The organism is Enterococcus sp. AZ170 (assembly GCF_050545135.1).
In the GTDB taxonomy this organism is placed as follows: domain Bacteria; phylum Bacillota; class Bacilli; order Lactobacillales; family Enterococcaceae; genus Enterococcus_L; species Enterococcus_L ureilyticus.
Genome location: NZ_CP172947.1, coordinates 3,323,443 through 3,345,190 on the forward strand (window position 1 = coordinate 3,323,443; position 21,748 = coordinate 3,345,190).

Annotated in this window: 24 protein-coding genes; 8 read left to right on the top strand and 16 right to left on the bottom strand. The window is 35.6% G+C overall.

What is annotated here, in order from left to right; translation table 11 throughout:
• Positions 1-133 precede the first annotated feature (133 nt).
• The 3 genes from yqeK to IGJ55_RS15925 form a co-directional block, all read right to left on the bottom strand.
• Positions 134-724, bottom strand: a complete 591-nt coding sequence (yqeK, locus tag IGJ55_RS15915) for a bis(5'-nucleosyl)-tetraphosphatase (symmetrical) YqeK (protein ID WP_429948302.1) — start codon at positions 722-724, stop codon at positions 134-136.
• 761 nt (positions 725-1,485) lie between these two features.
• Positions 1,486-2,595, bottom strand: a complete 1,110-nt coding sequence (locus IGJ55_RS15920) for an alpha/beta hydrolase (protein ID WP_430606851.1) — start codon at positions 2,593-2,595, stop codon at positions 1,486-1,488.
• 26 nt (positions 2,596-2,621) lie between these two features.
• Positions 2,622-3,539: an ROK family protein gene (locus tag IGJ55_RS15925; RefSeq protein WP_430606852.1), complete on the bottom strand. Its 918-nt coding sequence runs from the start codon at positions 3,537-3,539 to the stop codon at positions 2,622-2,624.
• A gap of 130 nt (positions 3,540-3,669) precedes the next feature.
• Between IGJ55_RS15925 and IGJ55_RS15930 the strand changes: the two genes are divergently transcribed.
• The 4 genes from IGJ55_RS15930 (at position 3,670) to IGJ55_RS15945 (ending at position 7,798) form a co-directional block, all read left to right on the top strand.
• On the top strand, positions 3,670-4,770 hold the full coding sequence (locus IGJ55_RS15930) for a helix-turn-helix domain-containing protein (RefSeq protein ID WP_430606853.1): 1,101 nt from the start codon (positions 3,670-3,672) through the stop codon (positions 4,768-4,770).
• Positions 4,771-4,781: 11 nt separating this feature from the next.
• On the top strand, positions 4,782-5,651 hold the full coding sequence (locus IGJ55_RS15935; RefSeq protein ID WP_069640414.1) for an AraC family transcriptional regulator: 870 nt from the start codon (positions 4,782-4,784) through the stop codon (positions 5,649-5,651).
• Positions 5,652-5,744: 93 nt separating this feature from the next.
• Complete coding sequence (locus IGJ55_RS15940) at positions 5,745-6,965, top strand: MFS transporter (protein WP_429948296.1); 1,221 nt, start codon at positions 5,745-5,747, stop codon at positions 6,963-6,965.
• Positions 6,965-7,798, top strand: a complete 834-nt coding sequence (locus tag IGJ55_RS15945) for an alpha/beta hydrolase (protein WP_429948294.1) — start codon at positions 6,965-6,967, stop codon at positions 7,796-7,798. The genes IGJ55_RS15940 and IGJ55_RS15945 overlap by 1 nt, the downstream gene beginning before the upstream one ends.
• Positions 7,799-8,088: 290 nt before the next feature.
• Here the strand turns inward: IGJ55_RS15945 and IGJ55_RS15950 are convergent, their stop codons facing one another.
• The 9 genes from IGJ55_RS15950 to rplM form a co-directional block, all read right to left on the bottom strand.
• A complete protein-coding gene (locus IGJ55_RS15950; protein ID WP_429948292.1) occupies positions 8,089-8,793 on the bottom strand; it encodes a hypothetical protein in 705 nt (234 codons plus the stop codon).
• A complete protein-coding gene (locus tag IGJ55_RS15955; RefSeq protein WP_429948290.1) occupies positions 8,786-9,217 on the bottom strand; it encodes a hypothetical protein in 432 nt (143 codons plus the stop codon). Before IGJ55_RS15955 ends, IGJ55_RS15950 begins: the two co-directional genes overlap by 8 nt.
• Before the next feature lie 318 nt (positions 9,218-9,535).
• Positions 9,536-9,976, bottom strand: coding sequence for a DUF4279 domain-containing protein (locus IGJ55_RS15960; protein WP_429948289.1), 441 nt, complete (start codon positions 9,974-9,976; stop codon positions 9,536-9,538).
• Between the two features lie 12 nt (positions 9,977-9,988).
• Positions 9,989-10,588: a hypothetical protein gene (locus IGJ55_RS15965; RefSeq protein ID WP_429948287.1), complete on the bottom strand. Its 600-nt coding sequence runs from the start codon at positions 10,586-10,588 to the stop codon at positions 9,989-9,991.
• 258 nt (positions 10,589-10,846) lie between these two features.
• Positions 10,847-11,248: a hypothetical protein gene (locus IGJ55_RS15970; RefSeq protein ID WP_429948285.1), complete on the bottom strand. Its 402-nt coding sequence runs from the start codon at positions 11,246-11,248 to the stop codon at positions 10,847-10,849.
• Positions 11,232-11,591, bottom strand: a complete 360-nt coding sequence (locus IGJ55_RS15975; RefSeq protein WP_430606854.1) for a hypothetical protein — start codon at positions 11,589-11,591, stop codon at positions 11,232-11,234. Before IGJ55_RS15975 ends, IGJ55_RS15970 begins: the two co-directional genes overlap by 17 nt.
• 10 nt (positions 11,592-11,601) lie before the next feature.
• Positions 11,602-11,886, bottom strand: coding sequence for a TIGR04197 family type VII secretion effector (locus tag IGJ55_RS15980; RefSeq protein ID WP_429948283.1), 285 nt, complete (start codon positions 11,884-11,886; stop codon positions 11,602-11,604).
• Positions 11,887-12,393: 507 nt separating this feature from the next.
• Complete coding sequence (gene rpsI, locus IGJ55_RS15985; protein WP_010762225.1) at positions 12,394-12,786, bottom strand: 30S ribosomal protein S9; 393 nt, start codon at positions 12,784-12,786, stop codon at positions 12,394-12,396.
• A 13-nt stretch (positions 12,787-12,799) separates the two neighbouring features.
• Positions 12,800-13,246, bottom strand: coding sequence for a 50S ribosomal protein L13 (rplM, locus tag IGJ55_RS15990; protein WP_303393681.1), 447 nt, complete (start codon positions 13,244-13,246; stop codon positions 12,800-12,802).
• A gap of 364 nt (positions 13,247-13,610) precedes the next feature.
• Here rplM and IGJ55_RS15995 point away from each other — a divergent pair, with 364 nt between their 5' ends.
• Together IGJ55_RS15995 and argH are read left to right on the top strand one after the other, a co-directional pair.
• Positions 13,611-14,813, top strand: a complete 1,203-nt coding sequence (locus IGJ55_RS15995; protein WP_069640421.1) for an argininosuccinate synthase — start codon at positions 13,611-13,613, stop codon at positions 14,811-14,813.
• 290 nt (positions 14,814-15,103) lie between these two features.
• Positions 15,104-16,489 carry an argininosuccinate lyase gene (gene argH / locus IGJ55_RS16000; protein WP_429948280.1) on the top strand — a complete coding sequence of 462 codons (1,386 nt, stop codon included), beginning with the start codon at positions 15,104-15,106 and terminating at the stop codon, positions 16,487-16,489.
• Positions 16,490-16,542: 53 nt separating this feature from the next.
• Here the strand turns inward: argH and IGJ55_RS16005 are convergent, their stop codons facing one another.
• The 3 genes from IGJ55_RS16005 to IGJ55_RS16015 form a co-directional block, all read right to left on the bottom strand.
• The gene (locus IGJ55_RS16005; protein WP_069640423.1) at positions 16,543-17,031 is read right to left on the bottom strand and encodes a Dps family protein; all 489 of its coding nucleotides are present in this window, start codon (positions 17,029-17,031) and stop codon (positions 16,543-16,545) included.
• A 123-nt stretch (positions 17,032-17,154) separates the two neighbouring features.
• Complete coding sequence (locus tag IGJ55_RS16010) at positions 17,155-17,892, bottom strand: DUF5105 domain-containing protein (RefSeq protein WP_430606856.1); 738 nt, start codon at positions 17,890-17,892, stop codon at positions 17,155-17,157.
• Between the two features lie 61 nt (positions 17,893-17,953).
• Entirely contained in the window at positions 17,954-19,483 is a 1,530-nt protein-coding gene (locus tag IGJ55_RS16015) for a gluconokinase (RefSeq protein ID WP_069640425.1), read from the bottom strand.
• Between the two features lie 101 nt (positions 19,484-19,584).
• Between IGJ55_RS16015 and IGJ55_RS16020 the strand changes: the two genes are divergently transcribed.
• The gene (locus IGJ55_RS16020) at positions 19,585-20,259 is read left to right on the top strand and encodes a prepilin peptidase (RefSeq protein WP_429948275.1); all 675 of its coding nucleotides are present in this window, start codon (positions 19,585-19,587) and stop codon (positions 20,257-20,259) included.
• 45 nt (positions 20,260-20,304) lie between these two features.
• Here the strand turns inward: IGJ55_RS16020 and msrA are convergent, their stop codons facing one another.
• Positions 20,305-20,838 carry a peptide-methionine (S)-S-oxide reductase MsrA gene (msrA, locus tag IGJ55_RS16025; protein WP_430606857.1) on the bottom strand — a complete coding sequence of 178 codons (534 nt, stop codon included), beginning with the start codon at positions 20,836-20,838 and terminating at the stop codon, positions 20,305-20,307.
• Positions 20,839-20,985: 147 nt separating this feature from the next.
• Here msrA and IGJ55_RS16030 point away from each other — a divergent pair, with 147 nt between their 5' ends.
• Positions 20,986-21,705, top strand: a complete 720-nt coding sequence (locus IGJ55_RS16030) for a glucosamine-6-phosphate deaminase (protein WP_430606858.1) — start codon at positions 20,986-20,988, stop codon at positions 21,703-21,705.
• Positions 21,706-21,748: the final 43 nt, after the last annotated feature.

Consider the following 21,748-nt stretch of genomic DNA (forward strand, 5'->3'; position numbering starts at 1 on the left):
ACCCTCCAAATTCTTCATATATCACTCCTATAGTAATATATATTGGAAATAACGTCTACAGGCGATCATTTAATAAAAATTCTTATTATATTCTCAACTGCTGTATTTTTCAGAGTAAACAAAGCATTCAAATTTAATTATAACCTAAATTAGATTTCAAATTTAAATACGCTTCCCACAACCATGGATGAATCACCTTAATATTATGATTCAACAAATAATCTACATAATAATACGCAGCATTTTCTAAAGATTTATCTAAGGCCTCCATTAACCCTACAAGATAAGGCGGCTCGCCTACCTGATCCCATTTTATCTTATCCGCTATAAATAAAACTAAATCCAAATCCGTATATTGCCCCTTTAGCGTAGTGTGACACTCAATAGCTGACAGAATTGCTTCATCCGTAATATTAAACTCGTTCAACGCAATTTCTTTCGAGATTTTTTGATGGATGATCAGTGGAAATTCTAGTTCTTCTTCATACAATGTTATACCCATTTTATTTGCTACAGCGATTCTCTGATCATTTGGATAAATCGCGGAAATATCATGGAGATATCCTGCAATCCTAGCCTGCTCAGGTTTTTCTAAATAGCGCTTTCCCAATTCAAAAGCATAGTCACCCACGGAAATACAATGATGATAGGTTTCTATACAATTTTGCTCAAACAGGAAATTTTTTATTAACTGTTGAAGTTCATCCTGTTGAAATTTTGTCATCGGTACGCCTCCTTTCGAAAATCGATTTTCATTTTTTCCAAAATGCATATTGGCGTCGCTTCAATCAAACCACTTAATATGCTATACAAAGCATACATCGTGATTATTTCCTGAATTGCTGTAATTCATTATGCTAGTAAAATGTTCATTTGAAAAAGTGAAAAAACATTTAATTAAGTTTTGCCCTTGTAAATACTCAAAAATGGATAGGTATTGCTCATTTCTCGCAAAAACATATCTATTTTTAATGAGTCCTATTTTCAATAGAAGGATACCATTTTTCTTCAAATATATATTTAAAAGCAACACGATCATTGCCTCCATTAACACATCACTGCAAAGTGAGTGCCCATAATAACATGAATTAGCATCACACAGATGATCCATACACCAGAAATAAGGGATCCGAATGTCCCGAAGGAAAAAACACAAAGTCATCTTTCGTAGTAAATCCGTTTCAGAAACTCAGCTGCTGAGTTGATCAATCAGCGGGAACGTTGACATCCACACAACATAAAGGTATCAAACAAAAAATAGAGTTCCTAATAGAATGACCATTTCCCTTTGCTCGTTCTGATCATTCCAACTGTACTAAAACAACCAATCAACGCGATAATCACTTCTCCAAACGATTCAAAGAACCAGCCAAACGTACTCTTTGGATTGTAAAGCGTTTCAGAAATCTGTAAATCAGTAAAAGTAAAGATAAGTAGTAAACAAGCAATTAAACCAAAAACGATTTTTGTTTGTTTTTTTATTTTCTATCTCCTATTTTTCTTAATAAATTCACTTATATCTTGCATGCAATCTTCTGCCTGTGGATAATTTCCTACGTGATCAATGTATGCATGCCCCATACCTTTGTATAAAGTAAAGGTCGTACCCACTCCTAAATCAACCAATTTTTTAGCATAAGCTAAGCTTTCAAAGGTTAAGAAATCATGCTCTCCTGAGGTGATCATCGTTGTTGGCATTTTTTCACTGACTGACATGTAGGGTGTTAAGTATTTATTTAAAATGTCTTTTGTTCCTAAAATATCAGATAAACTAGTCGTCATTTCACTAAAAATTTCAATTCCAGGACGAATAACGCTGGCTTGTTTCGAATAAATCGCTACATCCTGATCGATATCAAATTCAGTATATTGATCCTTGATTCCACCCATATTAAGCGTCGGATAAAGTAAAATTTGACCACAGACATCGTCACGATTTTCTTCAATATTTCGATTACTACAATACGCTGTTATGTTCCCACCCGCGCTATCTCCCGCGACGAAAATACTCCGCTTATCAGCTCCCCATTCTTCCACATGGTCAGCTAACCATCTTAAGCCAGTGTAACAATCCTTATGCCCGATCGGGAAAGGATTTTCAGGTGCTAAACGATAGTCAATACTGACCGCAATCATATTGGTTTGACTAACAAATAACCTCAAGGCTTCTCTCACAACATCCGTACTACCAGCAAAGAAACCACCGCCATGAATAAAATAGAGCACAGGTGAATGAGCCATCGGTTTTTCCGATTGAAAACGAGTCATGGGAATATCAAAACCATCTTCCGCTTTAATCGTAAAAGTCATTTCTTTAATGTCCTCTTCAACCATGGGTGTTGAATCTACGCTATTAAACATTTTTCGCAAACGTTTGATTGATTTTGGGCTAGCATCCATTTTCAGCATACTTTTGGGGATAAATTTCATCAGTAGGCTCATTTTTTTAGCCCCTTTATACACCCGTGGATCCATGGCGCCGTCAATAGCACAATCTGGAATTGGTTTTACCATGACCGTCACATCACGACGTGTTTCTGTATATTGTTTATTTCTGATTGCTTCTACTAATTTTAGATCGTATTCCCGTGCCATTATGATTCCTCCCAAAAGTGAAATGATTAATTTTCTTCTAATTCCTCAAGTAAATGATACAAGGCTCCCAACAATCCAGCTTCGTTTCTAAAATGACAGGGGACAATTTCTACTGGTGTTAGCATATTCTCTAACAATGGAACTGAAGCAAGTAATCGTTGATATTGCTGTTTTATTTCGTCTACAAGAATTGGTTGTGCGCTGATACCGCCGCCAATAGCGATTCGCTGTAAATCAACGACGGATTGAACATTCATGATCACAATCACCACATTACGACAGAATTCTTCAAATAATGGATAAATCAACTCATTTTTCTTTTCTAATTCCTCAAAAACTTTTTTACCATCTAACGGATTATCTAAATTCAACAGGCTTGATGCTTGTCGAATGAAATTTACTGCAGAACCTTTCGCTCCCGCCACAGTCTCCAAGCTGATTGGAACATTCGTTGAAAGGAGCATGAAACTTAACTCTCCTGCTTGGAAATGGCTACCCGAGTGAAGTGATTTATTTAAAACAAGACCGCCACCAATTCCTGTACCAAGTGTCATCACACCGCCATTTTCGATGTCTTTTAATTGTCCTAACCACAGTTCCGCAAGTGCAGCTGATTTACCGTCGTTCATTAGGGCACATCGCAGGTTCATATAAGATTCAATAAATTCTTTCAAATGAAACTGATGTAAGTAAACCAACGCTCCACCATGATAGACAACTCCTTCTTTTGAATCGATTTTACCCGGACAACTAACAGCTACCGCTTTAACTTGTCCTTTGTATTGATCAAGAATACCAGTTAAACAGCTTTTGAACTCTTCAATATTCTTTGGTGTCTCTTCTTTTTTCACAAAAATAATTTGGCCACTACGATTAATTAAGGCGTGCTTCATGTAGGTGCCTCCAATATCAATACTTAAAAAGTGAGTAGTTAATTCAGTCATACAGCTTTCCTCCTATTATCTCTTGACAAGATTTTAACAGCGCTTTCAATTGTATTCTACTCATTTTAGAAAGAAATAATAGTATAATTTTATGATTAATGGTATTTTTATATCAAAGGAGCTGAAAATAATGATAGCGCTTATAAAATTTTTGAACCATCTATCCGATATCGCTATTTTTTCTTATATTGTTGTGGATAAAGCAAATGGACAGATCAGTCACCAAAAGAATCTTACAAATCATCAGTTGACAGCTAAACAAATTCAACGAATAATCACGCAAACAAGTATCATTCATAATTATTATTTCAAAGAGCAAAAATTGCTACTATTCGCTTACGATACCGACGAGTTAAATCAATTGGTTTGTCTATTCATTGATGATGAAGTCGGCAATTTCATTTCTCACAACGACCGGTTATTGAAGATTTCTGAAACCATTCATCTATTTATGAAGGAAAAAGAATTCACAGCTAAAGAAGTTCAGTCTCTCAATCAAAATATTCTCTACCTAAGAGAAACGATTATTGAAAAAGTACTAAGTGAGCAAATTGAACAACAACTTTATCATCACGACTTCGAAAGTGAAGAGGCTATGTTTATCGAAGTCATGAACGGTAACGAAGAAGGATTAAAAAGAGACTATTACGCTTTTCAAAAAAATAGCCAAACAGGCCTACTTTCAACTGAATCAGAATTGAGAAATCAAAAAAATATCTTAATTGTAGCCGTAGCGATTTCCACAAGATATGCGATTAAAGGCGGCGTTCCGCATGAACGAGCGTATACTTTAAGCGACAACTTAATTCAAGATATTGAACGAAAAAATCACTTTCAGAGCGCCCAACCACCCGTCTTAGAAATACTCCTATTATTTTGTAAAGAGGTACGTAAATACAACTATATCAAGTACTCTACCACGGTCAAAAAAACGTGTGAATTCATTCATAAAAATATCTACTCGAATTTATCTATCCCGATGATTGCGGCTTACACCAATTACTCTGTCCCTCATTTATCTATGTTGTTTAAAAAAGAAGTAGGACTTTCCCTCAATCAATATGTGATGAAGCAAAGAATTGAAGAAAGTAAGCGATTATTAGAATTTAAACAGTATGATTTAAACACGATCAGCTCATTACTTCACTTCAACGATACGAGTTATTTCATTAAAGTATTCAAAAAATATGAAAATATGACCCCAAAAAGTTACTGGCACGAAAAAAATTAAGGAGGCTCAACATGACTTTTGAACATGAATTTATTGAATATACACACGAATTGATTCCTATCAATTGGATTGTTCATGGTGCAGACCATTCCACAGGTCCTGTGCTGCCTCATTGGCACACGTCATTTGAAATTTCTTACACCTATTCTGGAAAAATTGAAAACTATACAATCAACAACGTTACCTATCAAACAGAGCCTGGCACAATTTTGTTCATTAATTCAGCTGAGGTACATGGCGCTGTTTCCAGTTATTGCGCCGATCTTGAAGCATTGACAATCCAGATACCTTATGACTTTTTAAGTAAACTGATTCCTCACTTTGAGTTTATGCGTTTTGATAATCTCCCTTCTGGAAAACTTGCACAAGTCAATCAATTACGGGAAGCGCTAAGTCAGTTTTATCATCTAGTCAGACGGGAACCGGAAGAGTTTTTAGAGCTACAATTAATCCGTTTAACTTACGAAATAATCTACCTAATGGCAAAAGATTGGATGCATCGTGAAAAAATGCCGATCAATTCAAATGTCTACCATCGAAATTTAGGTCAGATGCAGCCGATCATTTCCTTTATCCAAGAAAATTATCAGCAAGAATTATCTGTTGGAATTTTAGCGAACAACTTTCATATGTCAACGAATTATTTAAGCAAACTTTTTAAAAAAAGTCTTGGATTAAGTGTCATGAAATATGTCCAGCTAGTTCGAATCAATCGAGGGCAAGAACTATTACTTCATAGTGAAAAACCAATTCATGTGATTTCTGATATCGTTGGTTTCCCCAACGAAAAATCATTCAGAAGAACCTTCGAAGACGTTTTCCAGCAAACACCCAAAAAATATCAATTAGACTATCGAAAAAAACAGAATGGCAGAAAATGACCTTTTTTCCGATAGCTTCTGCCCCTTTTAATGAGTGAATTCATGATATCCTTTGCTTGTAATCGATTACAATAACATATTGGAGGACCTATCATGAATAAAAACAGCTTTTTATTTAAAGCATCACTACTGTCTATCTCATTAGTTTTAGTAGCAGGGCCGGCCGTATCATCGCTAATCCCTTTGATGCAGCAGTCTTTTCCAGATCAAAGTACTTCGTCCATTGAACTCATTGCGACTGTTCCAAACTTTGGGATTTTAATTTTTGTTTTGTTAAGCAATATTTTTGTTAAATTTCTAGGCAAGAAAAAGACGGTTTTATTAGGGCTCAGCCTTGCGTTGATCTCTGGCCTTATTCCTGTTTTTATAGAAAATTATACAGTTATCTTAGCCTCACGCTTTATGTTTGGAGCAGGAGTCGGTTTATTTAATGCCCTTGCCGTAAGTTTAATTACTGAACTTTATTCTGGGGATGAGCAGGCCAGTTTAATGGGGCTTCAAGGAGCAATGGGGTCGATTGGCAGCACTGTGATAACCTTATTAGTTGGCTACTTTACTAAATTTGGTTGGCAGAATTCTTTTTTAGTTTACGCAATTACCGTTTTACCATTAGCATTATTCGCTCTTTTTGTGACCTTACCTGCAGCGGAAAAACTAGATGATCCAACCGCTAACACTAAAAAAGAAAAAGAAAGTGTCAACGGAGCGACCATCAGCTTAATGCTTTTCGCTTTAATTGTATACGCTTTATTTTTTGTCATCATGTTAAAAACAGCTACTTTACTGGTGGAAACTGGCATTGGCAAACCAGAAACTGCCGCAAGTATTTTAGGCTCCGTTACAATTGTTGGGATTGTTGTCGGCGTTTTCTATGGCCAGATTTTCAAGTGGTTAAAACAGCTAGTATTACCAATTGGACTATTAGGTATCGGTCTTGGCTTTATCATTATTTTATCCGCCAACTCAGTTGCGATTGTAACCCTTGGTGCTATCGTTTCAGGTTTAGCCTTTAGTTTAGCAGCGCCTTTCATGTTTATGTTAGTTGGGCAAATTGCACCGAAGAATTCCGCTAACTTAGCGACAGGTGTATTATTAGTCGGGATCAACTTAGGCGTCTTTTTATCTCCCACAATCAATAGCTTTTTAAGTAAAACCTTTGGGATGACAACCGCTTCCGATAGCTTTTTAATGAGTGGAATAGGTCTTATTCTATTAAGTGCATGCTCTTTTATTCTGTTAAGTGTTCAAAAGAAAAAGAATGCACAAACTGCTATACAAGAAGATACGATAAAAATTAGAAAAGAGGATGCATAATGGCTTTAGTACAAGTAAACTTTATCTCGAAAATGTTATCACGCACGGTAACCTTTAACGCAATTATTCCTTTAGATCATATCTCATTTGGAAAAGAAGAAGAGGTCCAACAAAAACCACTAAAAACATTGTATTTATTACACGGCGCCTTTGGCAATTATACGGATTATTTATCTGGCACCCGAATCCAACGCTGGGCTGAAGAGCATAATCTGGCTGTTATCATGCCATCCGGTGAAAATCAATTTTATGTCGATAAACCAAATCGTGGTGAAAACTACGGTGCCTACGTGGCAGATGAACTCGTTGAATTTACGCGAAACATGTTTCCTTTGTCTCATAAAAAAGAAGATACCTTCATCGCTGGTCTTTCAATGGGTGGCTACGGTGCTATGATCAACGGATTGAAATACCATGAAACCTTTAGCCATATCGGTGCTTTTTCACCAGGTTTGATGATCGATCAAATTATTGCACGTTCTGAATTATTATCCGTCACAGGTTGGAGTTTAGATTTTTATGACAATGCCTTTGGCGGGATCGATACGATCAAGGATAGTGATAAAGATTATTACTATTTAATCAATCAATTGATCGAAAACAAACAAGACATTCCTAAGATATATCTTCCAATCGGCACAGAAGATTTCTTACTTGAAAGTGTTCGAGGCTTTAAATCATTTGCGGATGAGAAAGAAATTCCACTTACTTATATTGAAGATGAGGGTGGACATGAGTGGGATTTTTGGGATAAATATGTGAAAAATTTCTTGGATTGGTTGCCTTTGGATGAAAAAGGAAATTATTTGAGTAGTGGGAATGTGGCGGAATAACGCGTGATATGAAAGAAAAGTTGTAAACATTTTTTAAGAATTGTGAAGCTTTACGGGCTTTTTAAAACCTAATTTGCTATTCTGTAGTTTGATAGAGGTGTAAAATCTCACATTATCAGCATCTTGAGTAAAATATTTTAATGAAAGAGCATCACTATATATTATACTAGATTTTAAAAGTAACATCGTTAAAAAAAAAGGCTATAGTCACTATGATTTACTAACATAGTAGCTATACCCTTTTTTGATGGTTATTTTTTGTTCAGATTTTATTCATTAATTCACTGACCCTAAGTTAAACTCATAAATCTCATCACTTCAAGACCTATTACATTACTTGAATAATCTTCCCTACCTTTTTTTGTAAATTCAATACTGTAGTTTTCTCCATTCTCCCAACCAACAACGTTTTCTATAATAATTTCTTCCATATCTTTAACCAGTTTTTTTCTGACTACAAAAACATAATCTAATTTGATTAAATGATCTACAATTTCTCTAAGTTTTTTCTCCCCAATGATCTTCCCACTATCAACCAAATTAATATCTCCAAAAGAAATATCAGTTAATAACGACTGAACCACATCTAAAACTTTCCTAGTATTAAAAACTTCTTTAGATACTATTGTTAAACAATAATCTGATTGATAAGAGTAAATTGCAATCAATGATTCTGATAATTCGCCAATTTCTATAGTTGTTTCGTTTTCTTGAGGATGCCACACTAATTTTTCATTAATTTCAATATCTGGCATAGACCATTCTGTATCTACATGCGCATCTAGTAAAGCTTCTTTACTTCTTGTATCTATTTCTGTTTCTGATGAGATTTGGCATTCTATAAATTGTTCACTCTTTAAATTCACAACAACACTATTAATTAAAGAGATTATTTCTCTATAAGTAAATGTATCTGTATTCAACACATCATCTGCAGATATCCGCTTACTACTTTTCTTTTCTACTTTTTCTAAAAAATTAGCAACATTATACATACGACACCTCATTTTCTACTAAATTAAGGCATCTAATGAATCCATCTGCAACAGGATAAGAAACAATATAATTTTCAATACCTTCTATTTGATTTGAATGATTAATCTTATGACAATTCGACCAAGAATCCTTTGGAAATTTTTCCCCTATAAAAAATTCTGGTGGAGTTAAGGTAGCATCTACCAAATTCCAAAAATTTTCTCCCCAGATTTGCATTTTTTTTGATTGCCCACATTGTATTTTTATCATTATTTTTATTTTATCGAACCCTTGAGCGTTTAGTTTTTTTCTCATTTCCTTCATAACCATTAAACAGTCTTTATAATCAAATGTCGTTTTATTTATAAAAAAATCTATGTGGTCTGAATAAACTTCATTAGAACTATCTTGCCACTCTGCAATCAATTCATCTATATTTTCCATATTATTATTCCTTCATATTAAAGTAGTTTCCAACCTATATCTTGTAACCATTTTAATATCTTTTTAGTCAGTTTAGGTGGCTGACCACTAGAATTATGCCCCCATGAACCATCTCTTTTTACCCCTTTTGGTGATTTTACTAGTCATTACCATTACAAAAAAATTTTCTAGAGCATCTAAATGTCATACTTTAAACTATAAAAATAGACACAGATAAACTTCTCTTTTATCTAATGTCTATTTATACCATATTTTATAAACTAAATGAGCTTTTCTTTCCATTTTGCTATCAAAATATTCCTTAATCATGCAGTAATGCTAACTTTCAGAATCTTCTTCATAGGTAATAATATCAAAACTTATTTCAGCATTAATATCATTTAGAAAATGAATCATCGGTGTGTCTACTACCATTGCTGGAAAATCGCCATCATAACAATCTATTGATAACACTACAGCATATTTAATTTGTTCATCATTAGCCATTTTTTTCAGAATACTAGTTTTAGGTTTAAATTTACTTAGTATCTCCTGATATGCTAAAGTAAAATCATACATTTCTTCGAACGTTTTACTATAGCACCAATTATGTCTTGGTTTATATTCATCGGGTAGATTAGGATTATTTTTTATTGCATCCGGCCAATCATCTTTAGTTCTAACTTTTGTTGGTTGTATCTCTAGTTTTTGTGTCATATTTTCTAAGTTAAAATCTTTACCATCAGCAACTAAGCTAATTTTTATTTTTGGTAATTTCATAAGTTCCTCCATCTATTTTATAAAGAAATGTCCAGTTTCTATAATTACATTCCCTCGCTGTGATTTTAAAAGAATTTGTCCTGTAACCGTATCATATAAAATATCAAATTTTGAGACTGCATTTTCACCCACAAACGATTCCTTAAAATCATGAGCATCATCATATCCTTGTTTTTTTGCTTGTTTATTAGCAGCTTTATTTCCATCTATTTTCTTTAAACTACGTTGCTCTCCTGCCCCTCCTTTAGAAGCAAAATTACTCGTAGTTAACCCATTAATACCATCGACAGTTAGAGTAACACCAGCGGTCGTAACAACTACACCTTCTGTCACTATCACACCATCCACAAGGATTCCCACACCACCTGTAGCTAATGTTACAACGGCACAACCGCCAATCGTTCCAATTATACCAGTGATTGTTGTTACCACACCCAAAGTTGTTTTAACAACATTCCCTACAATATCCAAAAATTGAGCAACCGCATCTATGCTTCGATCAAGCCAACTTCCTTTCATCGCCTCTGTTAGTTGAGCTGTTAGCTTCTCATCTTTTACACCATTTGTATAAACAACATAGACAACATTTCCAGCATCATCTAATTCTGTCACCGTTTCAACACGACTTTTTGGTTGGCTATCATTATATCCTTTTAAATTTTTAAACTATTGTTGATTACCATAATCAACAATTCTATATCCGTCTCTTGGATTAAGAAAATTTGCTGGATTGCCTAATTGTGCTAATCCTGTGTTTACGTCACTAATCAAACTAGATAATTCCGAATAATGAGAGGCATGACTAGATTCAAAAGCTTGATATTTCTGTAAAATCTCAATATCTTCTTTAATAGGATCAATGCTCTGTTGTTAAAAAAATTCACCCAATACTGGAACATTCTTCATTGATTTAGCCAAATCACTCATTAAATTAGTATATTCATTTTGAGCAGTTTGTAAATCTCTAAGCAATCCTTCCAAATCATCTGTGTTTAATACTTCATCTGTCTTGCCAACTTCACCAACAAAATCTGTTAAATAGTTATTTAAACTGTTGTCCATCTCATAATAAACGTTGAATAGTGCTTTGTCTATCTCTTGATACGCTTGGAGATGGGTCACAGTTGAAACCCAACCACCACCTAATAAATTTCTATTTCCTGCTAATCCATCTATTGAACTTGTCACAGAATTAAAACTACCTACAGCATTTAAACGTTCCGAACTAATACTACTTTTTACATCACTTAGTTCCTCATACATTATTTTCATCGGAGTCCTCCTTTCTAGTTTCTTCATATAGTAATTCAGCTTTTTCATAAACTGCTTTTCTATCCGTCAGTTCATCTTCAATTTCTTCATCTGCAATAGAAAAAACTTTTGTAAGTTCCCTTTGCTTTTCTTCCAGTTCATCTAATTTTTGATAGACTTGTCTTTCTGAATCTGTCACTTTAGAATAATGTAGGACACGTTCCCATATCTCTTTTTGTCGATTGATCGCTTTTTGACACTCTTCATAAGCAAATGGAATCTCTCCAGTTTTCTTTTTCAAACTGTTGAAATCTTCTTCTGCTTCCTCTGCCTTCATACGCAAGCTAAATAAATTTTTATCCATCTATTCCACCTCATGCTTGCATCGTTGTTGATATGCTATCTTTTATTTTTTTATCTGCTTCTTCAATTGCATTATGTACGGCTTGTACATTTCTTACCTCTGTGGTTAAACAGGTTTTATAAGTATCAATTGTTTGTTGAAAACTAGTTATTAAAGTTTTCAACTCATTTGTTGCCGGACTTGTAGACGTATTAATGCTATTTGTTGGCTTAAAATCAATACTTCCCTTTGCAACTAAAATATCCGCAGCAAATTTAGCAACTGCATTTCCATCTGTACTGATCGTTTCTCCCATTTTTTCACACTCCTATTAATTATTACCGTTAACAATTAAACAGCCATAATAATTATGGCATCATTGGATAGTTAGTAAACCCGACAAATAAAAAAATATATCTGACTAAAAAATAAAAAAGATCGAGAATAAATACAGCGAAAAAATGTTACTCTATAAAAATCGTTCAAGAACCTTTGAAATTAATAAAAAATATAGAGTTCCTCACATCCGTTCCCAAAGCTTACAACAAACATTTGTTTCAGATTTACTAAATCAAGGAATTAATTGCCTAATTATTAAATTTCTTTTCGGTCATGCAGAAACTTCTAACAGGATTAGAAAGTTTACGGACATACAAATGAGCAAACAAAAATTGACACAATTAAACGCTTGGAAGAATATAGACAGACAAACCAAACTCTTAACCAAATCAAAAAAGACACTCTCCAAAAGTTTGGAAAGTGTCTTGAAACATTGTAATTGAATGGTACTCGTAAGCGAATAAATTCGCAACGATTCCAATAATTAACGTTTTGAGAATTGTGAAGCTTTACGGGCTTTTTTAAGTCCCGGCTTCTTACGTTCTACCATACGGGCATCACGAGTAAGAAGTCCCGCGCGTTTTAAAGCAGCACGGAAATCAGGATCTACTTCTAATAATGCACGAGCGATTCCGTGACGGATCGCACCTGATTGACCAGAGTAGCCTCCACCGTTAACGTTTACCATTACATCATAAGCGCCTTTAGTTTCAGTTACGCCAAATGGTTGGTTGATAACTTCACGCAAGTCAGCGTGTGGAATATATTCTTCAACATCTTTTTTGTTTACAGTAATTTTACCAGTACCAGGTACTAAACGTACGCGGGCAACTGCATTTTTACGACGGCCAGTGCCGATATATTGTACTTGAGCCAATGAATTTCCCTCCTTAAATTAGGTTAGTAATATCTAATACTTCTGGTTGTTGTGCAGCATGTGGATGCTCAGCTCCACCGTATACGTTTAACTTAGTAAATTGTTTACGGCCTAAAGTGTTTTTAGGAAGCATACCTTTTACAGAAGTTTCGATTAAACGACGAGAGTTTTTATCGCGTAATTCACCAGCAGTAACAGATTTCAACCCACCTGGGTATTGGCTGTGACGGTAGTAAATTTTATCACTTGCTTTGTTACCAGTTAATTTGATTTTATCAGCATTAATTACAATTACGAAATCTCCAGTATCCACATGTGGTGTGAATGTTGGTTTATTTTTTCCACGTAAGATAGAAGCAACTACAGTTGAAAGACGTCCCATTGGGATATCTGTTGCATCGACTACATACCATTTACGTTCTACTTCGCCAGATTTGGCCATATATGTTGTACGCACGATTCTTTCCTCCAATTTTCTATTCGATGTTTGACATTCACTTGAGTTTCCGGGGCTCATTGTGGGGCAAACAATACCATTTAATATGATACCTTCTATCACTAGTAAAGTCAATGAATTTCTAAGGTTTTCCACTATTTTTCTTCTAATTTTTTACGATTAAAAAATTTTACTTCTAATTTCAAAATAGAAAACACCTAAATATTCGTAATGTATATTACGCGCCTTCCAAAAGTAAAAATGTATATTATTCCTAAAATATTTATTTTTATGTATATTTATTTATAAAAAGTGTTGATTTTTGCATTTTCAAGTGATATGATGAGAACAATAAAAAAAGACAATTAGAAAATAAGGAGTGTTACTCATGAAAGAAAAAGTTGTTTTAGCCTATTCTGGAGGACTAGATACCTCTGTTGCTGTTAAATGGTTAGTGGATGAAGGATACGATGTGATCGCTTGTTGTTTAGACGTCGGTGAAAAGAAAGATTTAGATTTTATCAAAAATAAGGCATTAGAAGTTGGCGCTTCTGCTTCTTATACGATTGATGCTAAGGAAGAATTTGCACAGGAATTTGCTTTGATTGCATTACAAGGTCATACCTTTTATGAACAATCTTATCCATTAGTATCCGCTTTATCCCGCCCGCTGATTGCTAAGAAATTAGTAGAATTAGCTCACGAAACTGGTGCCACCACAATCGCTCATGGCTGTACAGGAAAAGGGAATGATCAAGTCCGTTTTGAAGTCGCGATCAACGCCCTTGCACCTGAGTTAAATGTGATTGCACCAGTTCGTGAATGGAAATGGTCACGTGAAGAAGAAATCAATTATGCCAAAGAAAAAGGTGTACCCGTCCCTGCGGACTTGGACAATCCTTATTCTGTCGACCAAAATCTTTGGGGCCGTGCCAATGAATGTGGCATTTTAGAAGATCCCTGGGCAACACCTCCAGAAGGTGCTTATGAATTAACTGCTAGTTTAGAGAATGCACCAGATGAAGCGGATATTATCGAATTAACTTTTGTTGAAGGTGTTCCAACAGCAATCAACGGAAACGAAATGCTGTTATCCGATTTAATTTTGGACTTGAATGATTTAGCTGGTAAGCACGGCATTGGTCGGATCGATCATGTGGAAAATCGTTTGGTTGGGATCAAATCACGTGAAGTCTATGAGTGTCCAGCAGCGATCACACTAATGACTGCGCACAAAGAGTTGGAAGACTTGACCTTTGTTCGTGAAGTAGCTCATTTCAAACCAATCATTGAAAATCAATTATCACAAATCATTTATGACGGATTATGGTTCAATCCATTAACTGATGCCTTGATTGCTTTCTTAAAATCTACCCAAAAATACGTAAATGGCACTGTACGGGTCAAACTATTCAAAGGACATGCAATCGTTGAAGGTCGTAAGTCTGAAAACAGTTTATATAACGAAAACTTAGCGACTTATACTTCTGCCGATACCTTTGACCAAGACGCTGCTGTCGGATTTATCAAACTATGGGGGCTTCCAACCAAAGTCAACGCAGAAGTCCAAGCATCGCTACACAAAAAATAATCACTGATATGCTTATTTTTTCTAAGTTGAATCGATACGTGAGTTAACTTTTACATTGTTGTAAATAAGGTTATCCGATTCACCTATTTTAACTGACTTATCCAAGGAGAATTTCTTTTTGGTCTGCGGATCGAAATAAGGAGATCGATAAGTCTTCATTTTAGTCTCAAGAAATCAGAACAAACGGTTGGCACAGAAACCACTCCTTCTTATTTTCTCGGAGTAAAACGCTTCTGTCCAACCTTCTTTCTTATCATAATGAATAATAATACATAAATGAGGTGTACAGCATGAAAAAATTATGGGGCGGACGTTTTGAAGGAAAAAGCGAAGCATGGATCGATGCGTTCGGTGCATCGATTCCTTTTGATCAAAAATTAGCCAAACAAGATATTATCGGAAGTTTAGCCCATGTAAAAATGTTAGCTAAGACAGGGATTTTAACGGCAGATGAAGCCGAACAAATCAGTTCAGGACTTACGACGATTCAAGAAAAACTACTTGCCGATGAACTGACATTCAGTATAGAAAACGAAGATATCCATTTAAATATTGAAAAACTGCTCCATGATGAAATCGGTCCAGTTGCTGGAAAATTGCATACCGGCCGTAGTAGAAATGATCAAGTCGCTACAGACATGCATCTTTATTTAAAAGAAATCGTTCAAGAAGTCATTAGCAAGATCCACTTATTCCGTCAAGTTTTAGTCCACAAAGCCGAAGAGAACATTGAGACCATCATGCCTGGCTACACCCATTTACAACATGCGCAACCGATCTCGTTTGCTCACCATATGATGGCTTATTACGGTATGTTAACACGTGATCAAGAACGCTTTTCCGAAAGCTTAAAGCGAATCGATATTTCCCCCTTAGGCTGTGCAGCACTTGCCGGCACGACTTTTCCAATCGATCGTGCTTATTCAGCTGAATTGCTCGATTTTTCTTCAATTTACGAAAATAGTCTAGACGGCGTGAGTGATCGGGACTTTATCTTAGAATTTCTTAGCAATAGTTCCATTCTAATGATGCATCTTTCCAGATTTTGTGAAGAAATCATTTTATGGTGCAGTCACGAGTTTCAATTTGTTGAATTAACAGATACTTTTTCTACAGGCAGCTCGATTATGCCGCAAAAAAAGAATCCAGATATGGCAGAATTGATTCGGGGAAAGTCCGGTCGCGTATATGGCAATTTATTCAGCCTTTTAACGGTTTTAAAAGGATTGCCGTTAGCTTATAACAAAGACCTGCAAGAAGACAAAGAGGGCATGTTTGATACGTCTCACACGATTTTGACTAGTTTAGAGATTATGGCTGGCATGGTAGCGACGATGAAACTGAACCAAGAGATCATGGAAAAGTCCACTGAAAAAGATTTTTCAAATGCAACAGAACTAGCAGACTATCTAGCAAGCAAAGGAATGCCCTTTAGACAAGCACATGAAGTGGTTGGAAAATTAGTTTTAGATTGTACAAAACAAGGCATTTATTTACAAGATGTTCCATTAGAACAATATCAAGCGATTACACCTTTGATCCAATCAGATATCTACCAAACACTGTCGTCAAAAACCGCCATTGAGCGTCGGCATTCGTATGGCGGATCTGGGTTCGATCAAGTCAAAGCCGCAATTGAACGTAGTAAGCTGAAACTAGAAAGCGAAGAAAACTAAAAAAGCTTCTGAAAGATAGCGTACCATCTTTCAGAAGTTTTTAACTTTTTTGATTAACGAGTTTTCGCACGTGAATCTGCATCAATACCAGGCGCTTTGCCTAATTTTGCTTGTAGCATCCAAATGTTTTTCTCAATATCTGTTTTGTTTGCAATAAAGATATCTTGTGTAGAATCATCGCCTTCTTCACCAGACACTTCAATTCCTTTTTGATATAAATCAGCTAAATAACGGTAACCTTCAACTAATTTTTCCATACGTTCAGGAATTGTCCGTTCGTATGTGCCGATCTCATCTGAAATACCAGTATGATCAGCAAATTCTTGTAACGTTGAGTAAGGAGCGCCATCTAATGTAATCAAACGTTCAGATACAACATCCAATTGGTCATTGATTTGGTCCATATATTCGTCCATTTTAGGGTGCAATGTCAAGAATTCTGGGCCACGCATATACCAGTGAGTTTGGTGGATTACCACTGAAAACTGGCTTAGATCTGCAACTAGTTGGTTCAACACTTCTTTAGTTTGTTCAAATTTCATTATACATCATCCTCCTATATTTTTATCTACATTTATAATTGTAGTACGAAATGGTAAAAAAGTACACTAAAATCTTTCATTTTTATATCATTTATCATTTAATAATAATTATAAACTAAAATTTTAGCTATTATTAGGAATCGGTAAGGTATCTAATGAATCAATAATTTCTTTGGCAACTTCATTTAATGCTTCTTCCAATTCTTTGTTCATGCTATCTAAGTCTTTAGAACCTGAAATAAATGCCAAAAATAGGTTGGATACAGCTTCCTTTTGATCTTCTGGAATGAACCACTTACCTTTTTCTTTTTCCAAATGTAATGCAAGCTCAACTGGATCAGTTTTTATCTTGATTGCTTTGACCCTTTCTTCTAAAATAGAAAAAGTCGCTTCTAGCGTTTTTTGATCATCCTTTGCTATCTCTGGATTTGCTAATGTTTCCTTTACTAATTGCCTAGTCATTTCTTGCATTGCACTCACTAGGTCCAATCCTGTCACATAATAAGAAATTGTTGCACCTGTTTTTATTTCGTCTATCTTAATAATTTTATAAGTCGTTTTATCTTTTGCTTGTTTTAATAACTCTTTTGTCAGCTTACTCGCTTCCTCTTGTGGCACTTGCGCTCCTGTAGATGACAAGCCTTTCGCAAAATTTTCCTCAAAAGCTTCACTATTTTCATCTAATTCTTTCCCTAATTGCTCACCATCACGAAATTCTTTAGCAAATCTGCTTTCTTCTTTTTGATAAACAAGACGGTCAACAAACAATTCTCCTGCATCTTCTGCTGAGATTCCCTTAGCACCACAACTTGTCAGGAAAATTCCTACCAAAAGTAAAGAGGCAATCCATAACTTTTTCATTTCCTCTCCTCCGTTCTCTTATTACTAGTAAAACAAGTCCAGCTCTATTTGTCAAAAAAATTTATTCTAAATCTGCTCTTAGTTTTGCTAATTGATGGTAACTTGCGGATAGTTGCTGCTGGGTTGTTCTGAATAATGGATAAATTTGTTGATATACTTGGTGATTTTCTCCATTAGGTTGCACGATTTCGTAGATGTCCACTTGCTCACAAGCCGTTTCCAAGTCTAAAATTTCTCCTAAACTTTTCCATCCTAATAAGACAGCGCCCAAGGCTGACGCTTCCACACTTGCAGCTAATGAGAGCTTGGAACCAAAAACATCCGCCATGATACTTTTGAACATTGCCGAATCAGCAAAGCCACCAGTTGCCCGAATTTCCTTCACTGGTCCGCCAAGTTCTTCTAATTCTGTCAAAATATGTTTTAAGTTCAAACAGATTCCTTCAATAACAGCACGCATCATCAATTTGTCATCGTGGTTTCTTTTTAAGCCAACAAAGCTGCCTGTCGCTTCGGCATTCCATAGCGGTGCACGTTCTCCTAATAAATAAGGATAAAACAGCAATCCTTTAGCTCCTACTGGTGTTTCCTTCACTAGCTCCATCACGGCATCATAGGGATTCTTTCCTAACATTTGCGCTTCATTTTGAGTTTCTTTCAATAAGTTTTCACAAGCCCAGTCAAAAATACCAGCGCCGTTACTTGTCGCTCCTCCAATCACCCAATGTTGTTCATCTAATACACAACAAAAAGTCTCTGCATGAGGATGCGTCTGGGGCTGTTCAACAATATAACGTAGGGCACCACTCGTCCCGACTGTCAAAGTGGCAGTTCCTTTTGCCATAGCACCCAATCCTAGATTGGACAGCGGACCATCTGCTCCACCTAACACAAAAATCGTTTGCTCTGTTAGCCCTAGCCGCTCCAACCATTCCTCTTTTAAATCTGCTAATTGATGCGTTGGGTTCACTAAAATCGGTAACTGTTCCACTTTGATCTCCATCTCAGCTAAAGCCTGTTGATCCCACGTAAGATCATAAATATTTAAGAAACCTGTTCCAGAAGCTGTACTAATATCAGTCAGGTATCGATCAAATAAGCGATAAAATACATACTCTTTCATTCCAATAAATTTCGCTGCTTGCGCATAAATTTCTGGCTGTTCTTCTTTTAACCATCTAATTTTGTGAAAAGGTGTCATCGGGTGCATCGGCAAGCCTGTGTTTTGATAAATCGTTTGTCCCAACGCTGTATCCTTTAACTCTTCCGCATACTTTTCAGCTCGATTATCCGCCCACGTGATAACACGCGTCAACGGTTGATTATGTTGATCCATTACAATCAAGCCGTGCATCGCCGTAGAAAATGATAGGACAGAAATTTCAAGCGGCTGTACTTTGCGTACGACTTGGTTGATACATGTGACCACAGCCTGAAAAATTTGTTCTACATCTTGCTCTGCCATACCTTCTGTTTCTTGAATAAGTGGATATCGTATATAACTTGATGCTTGAACCGTTCCATCCTTACTAAAAGCGACTGCCTTCGTTTGAGTTGTCCCAATATCCACACCAATTGCTATTTTTTCCATCTTTTCGCCTCATTTCTCACTTTCATTATTCCTAATAAAAAAATATTTGTCTAGTTAAAAAAATATTTTTTTGCGTATTTCATTATGAAAGGAGCTTTTTTATGTTGATTATGCATTTTATCTTCGGCTGTGTCCTTGGATCATTTCTTTGTTTGACAGCCGCTCGTGTCCCCGTCGGAAAATCCATTTTAGCGCCAGCTTCTCATTGTTCTTATTGTCAAACTAGATTGAAGCCTTTAGAATTGATTCCACTTATCTCAATAGTATTTTTACGTTTTCGTTGTCGTTATTGCAAGCATAAACTATCTGTCGTCTATTTTCTTAGTGAGTTGCTCTGCGGGCTAATAATACTTCTATTCCCACATTCTTTTTACGTTATTTTATTTTTATTGATGGCCATCATCTTATCCTTAACAGATATCTTTTATTTGGTCGTAGAACCTAAAATTTTTTATCCATTGTCACTCATATTATGTCTTTGGCATTTCTATTTAGCATTGCCTTTTTATCCTTTAGTAAGCTGTGGTATTTTTTGGGGATTACACAGTTTAAATTATTTCTTTCCTGATTCTGTTGGTGGTGGTGATATTATTCTACTTACAGTCTGGGGAGCTCTTATAGGAGGTGAAGCGCTTATTTTATTGTTGTTTATCGCTAGTAGTAGTGGATTATTCTTTCTATTATTCTACAAATTCCACTTAAAAAAAGAGCTAGACTCTCTTCCTTTTGTACCTTTTTTAAGCTTAGGGCTACTTTTTATATTTTTATGTAACTAAATAACGAGACAAAAGCAAAAACAGCTTCTGTCTCGATTTCCTTCATTATTTGTCTTGCCAATTCTTGCGGATAAAACCAGCACGTCCAGAACCCTCTTTATATAAGTTGTAGTGAATACTATGTTTTTTATAATACTCTTGATGGTAATCCTCAGCCGGATAAAAGGGTTGTGCTGGCTCAATTTTTGTGACGATCGGTTGGGTAAAACGGCCACTGGCCTGCAATGCTGCTTTCGATTTTTCAGCACTCTCTTTTTGTCTTTCATTTGAATAAAAAATAACTGGACGATAAGAATCCCCACGATCAGCAAATTGACCTAAAGAATCTGTTGGGTCTGTTTGTTGCCAATAAGTTTCCACCAATTTTTCATATGGTATGATTTTAGGATCAAACGTTATCTCAACTGCTTCCGTGTGTCCAGTTGTTCCTTTTGTAACTTGTTCATAGGTTGGATTTTCAACATGTCCACCTGTATATCCTGCTACAACCGAAATAATCCCAGGTTGGCTATCGAATGGTTTGACCATGCACCAAAAACAGCCACCAGCGAAGATTGCTTTTTCATATTGATTTTCCATCGTTATTTCACCTCGTCTTTTTCTCTATCATAAACCTGATGAAACAATAATGGTACTTTTTTGTTTTACTTTCTTATAAACTAACTTGACCTGGGATGCTTCCCATATGTTAAAGTGAATTATATTATTGGAAATGGAGTGAATCAAATGAAAATCATTGTTGAAGAAAATTATGCACAAATGAGTCGAGTAGCTGCTAATCTCTTACTTGGTAAAATGTATCAAAACAAACGTGTGAATCTAGCTATTACCGCAGGGGCTACACCCGTAAAAATGTATGAATATCTGGTTGAAGATGTAAAAAACAAAACCTATCTTGATAATGTTCATTACTATAACTTTGATGAGATTCCCTATAAAAAGAAATCAGGCTACGGCGTTACGATGAATAATCTTAACAAGCTCTTCTTTGAACCTGCTGCTATCAATCCCGATCAAATTCATCCGCTTGATGAGACAAACTATAAAACACAAGATCTTAGAATTGAGCAAGATGGGGGATTAGATTTAATTTTATTAGGTATTGGGGCGGATGGTCACTATTGCGGTAATCTTCCAGGAACAACAACCTTTGAAGATTTGACGTCTTATGTTGGTGAAGATGCTACAGAAGATATGCAGGAAATTTTACTTAGCGAAGTCGGTGGAGATGAGAATGAACGTCCTAATTTTTATGTCACGATGGGGCCAAAAAGCGTAATGCAAGCAAAAGAGATTGTCTTGTTTGCTACTGGCAAGAAAAAGGCTAAGATTATTAAGCAAGCCTTTTTTGGACCAGTGACAAACAATGTCCCTGCTTCTTTACTGCAAGTTCATCCCAATTTAACAATTATCTTGGACAAAGAAGCAGCTTCTGAGATCCTTTAATCAACAAAGCAAAAAAATGCTTGGAATCGACTATCGATTCCAA

Excerpts from the sequence above, each read along its gene's own strand:
- yqeK (WP_429948302.1), bottom strand. The coding sequence starts at position 724 with ATGACAAAATTTCAACAGGATGAACTTCAACAGTTAATAAAAAATTTC.
- IGJ55_RS15920 (WP_430606851.1), bottom strand. The coding sequence starts at position 2,595 with ATGGCACGGGAATACGATCTAAAATTAGTAGAAGCAATCAGAAATAAA.
- IGJ55_RS15925 (WP_430606852.1), bottom strand. The coding sequence starts at position 3,539 with ATGACTGAATTAACTACTCACTTTTTAAGTATTGATATTGGAGGCACC.
- IGJ55_RS15930 (WP_430606853.1), top strand. The coding sequence starts at position 3,670 with ATGATAGCGCTTATAAAATTTTTGAACCATCTATCCGATATCGCTATT.
- IGJ55_RS15935 (WP_069640414.1), top strand. The coding sequence starts at position 4,782 with ATGACTTTTGAACATGAATTTATTGAATATACACACGAATTGATTCCT.
- IGJ55_RS15940 (WP_429948296.1), top strand. The coding sequence starts at position 5,745 with ATGAATAAAAACAGCTTTTTATTTAAAGCATCACTACTGTCTATCTCA.
- IGJ55_RS15945 (WP_429948294.1), top strand. The coding sequence starts at position 6,965 with ATGGCTTTAGTACAAGTAAACTTTATCTCGAAAATGTTATCACGCACG.
- IGJ55_RS15950 (WP_429948292.1), bottom strand. The coding sequence starts at position 8,793 with ATGTATAATGTTGCTAATTTTTTAGAAAAAGTAGAAAAGAAAAGTAGT.
- IGJ55_RS15955 (WP_429948290.1), bottom strand. The coding sequence starts at position 9,217 with ATGGAAAATATAGATGAATTGATTGCAGAGTGGCAAGATAGTTCTAAT.
- IGJ55_RS15960 (WP_429948289.1), bottom strand. The coding sequence starts at position 9,976 with ATGAAATTACCAAAAATAAAAATTAGCTTAGTTGCTGATGGTAAAGAT.
- IGJ55_RS15970 (WP_429948285.1), bottom strand. The coding sequence starts at position 11,248 with ATGAAAATAATGTATGAGGAACTAAGTGATGTAAAAAGTAGTATTAGT.
- IGJ55_RS15975 (WP_430606854.1), bottom strand. The coding sequence starts at position 11,591 with ATGGATAAAAATTTATTTAGCTTGCGTATGAAGGCAGAGGAAGCAGAA.
- IGJ55_RS15980 (WP_429948283.1), bottom strand. The coding sequence starts at position 11,886 with ATGGGAGAAACGATCAGTACAGATGGAAATGCAGTTGCTAAATTTGCT.
- IGJ55_RS15995 (WP_069640421.1), top strand. The coding sequence starts at position 13,611 with ATGAAAGAAAAAGTTGTTTTAGCCTATTCTGGAGGACTAGATACCTCT.
- argH (WP_429948280.1), top strand. The coding sequence starts at position 15,104 with ATGAAAAAATTATGGGGCGGACGTTTTGAAGGAAAAAGCGAAGCATGG.
- IGJ55_RS16005 (WP_069640423.1), bottom strand. The coding sequence starts at position 17,031 with ATGAAATTTGAACAAACTAAAGAAGTGTTGAACCAACTAGTTGCAGAT.
- IGJ55_RS16010 (WP_430606856.1), bottom strand. The coding sequence starts at position 17,892 with ATGAAAAAGTTATGGATTGCCTCTTTACTTTTGGTAGGAATTTTCCTG.
- IGJ55_RS16015 (WP_069640425.1), bottom strand. The coding sequence starts at position 19,483 with ATGGAAAAAATAGCAATTGGTGTGGATATTGGGACAACTCAAACGAAG.
- IGJ55_RS16020 (WP_429948275.1), top strand. The coding sequence starts at position 19,585 with ATGTTGATTATGCATTTTATCTTCGGCTGTGTCCTTGGATCATTTCTT.
- msrA (WP_430606857.1), bottom strand. The coding sequence starts at position 20,838 with ATGGAAAATCAATATGAAAAAGCAATCTTCGCTGGTGGCTGTTTTTGG.
- IGJ55_RS16030 (WP_430606858.1), top strand. The coding sequence starts at position 20,986 with ATGAAAATCATTGTTGAAGAAAATTATGCACAAATGAGTCGAGTAGCT.